General features: G+C 56.3%; 2 protein-coding genes. Both read right to left on the bottom strand.

Going from position 1 to position 1,382, the window contains the following annotated elements:
- Nucleotides 1-88 precede the first annotated feature (88 nt).
- Nucleotides 89-1,147, bottom strand: coding sequence for a tyrosine-type recombinase/integrase (locus GVI59_RS18575; protein ID WP_173575520.1), 1,059 nt, complete (start codon nucleotides 1,145-1,147; stop codon nucleotides 89-91).
- The coding region (locus GVI59_RS18580; protein ID WP_173575521.1) for a transcriptional regulator at nucleotides 1,144-1,382 on the bottom strand (239 nt) is incomplete at its 5' end. The genes GVI59_RS18580 and GVI59_RS18575, both read right to left, overlap by 4 nt.

The following is a 1,382-nucleotide window of genomic DNA, read 5'->3' on the forward strand; positions in this document are numbered from 1 at the left end:
GATGGTGTCCGCGGCGGGTAAACGCAAACCTAAACATATCAATGCGTTAGCCTGTAAAACCATACATAAATATCATATAATATGACCTTCAATCGTCCCGTTTTGTAAAACGGTTTCCGTCTGTAAAACTCGGTTTCGAGCCTATTTTTGCTATAGCTTCCTCTGCGAGACGCTTCTGGTCTGCCGCCAATGTGTAGCGTTGAACCTCGGCGAGAGTTCGGTGTCCTGTTATAGACGCTATCTGATGCGCGGTGCATCCTGCTTCCGCCATACGCCGGGCCGCGGCCTTACGCAAACCGTGCGGGCTCAACCCTTCGAGTCCAGCTTCGTTACACCATTTCGCGAATCGCAGCGCAAAGCCGTCTGGGCTGAACGGCTTTGAGAAAGCTGTCTCAAGATAGGTTTCTCTGTCATCCGAGATGGCGGACAATTCCACAGCAAGCAGCGGATGGATCGGGATGAAGAGACGGGTGCCGGTCTTCACTTGCTGCACGCTCATCATGCCGTCAACCATATCCCGCGGCCCCATCCTCACCACATCAGAGCGACGCTGCCCTGTGTAAAGCAAAAGCGCAAGCGCCAGACGCGGCGTGGAGCCGGTAGCCCATCTGGATTCGAATCGGGATATCTCATCTTCCGTCCACGATTTCGCTCCTTCACCTTTCTCCTTCAGTCGCTTCACGCCTGCGGTCGGATCGGATTTCAGCCGACCGTCTTCAACGGCGTATGCGAATATAAGGCGGAACAGGCGCAGTCTGTGGTTGGCTGCCGCGGGTGTGTCCGCCTTCCGCGCAACGAATCGACGAATATGCTGCGCTTCAAACAGGTCGATCTGGTGGAGGGCGAAGTCCTCCTTTTGTATTCCAGATAGGAGCCGCGTATAGTTCCGCCGTGTCGCCGGGCCCAACTGCAGAAAGGCCGGCGTTCGCATCCAGTCATCAGCGAGGGCTGCCAATGTCCCGGTGGCGTAGCGTTCTGGCTTAATCTCGGAATTTTGGTGCAGCGCCTCGTGGTAGGCCTCCCAAAATCCCGGTTCATCAGGATCTGGCAACTTTTTGCGAGGCAGGCCCGGCTTGCGGAAATAATGGCGCACCTTTCCGTCGCGCCCCTTGTGACGCTGAACGTGCTTAAGCTTGATTGCGATCACTGAAGGGCGTCGAGTGGATTGGCGTTTTCGTTCTGCGTCTGCATGGCGATATCGGATTTGCTATCAATCCATCGGTCCAACGCAACCCGGTCCCAGAGCCTGCGTCGCCGGTCCAGATCGACAGGCCGAACAACTGGTTCGACAATGTCGCGGAACAGCCCGACTGACATTCCGACATAATAGGCAGCCTGTTCGCGGGACAGCAGCCGCGGTGTGATCGCTTCACTCATCGGCG

The organism is Acetobacter sicerae (assembly GCF_011516765.1).
GTDB classification, from domain to species: Bacteria; Pseudomonadota; Alphaproteobacteria; order Acetobacterales; family Acetobacteraceae; genus Acetobacter; species Acetobacter sicerae.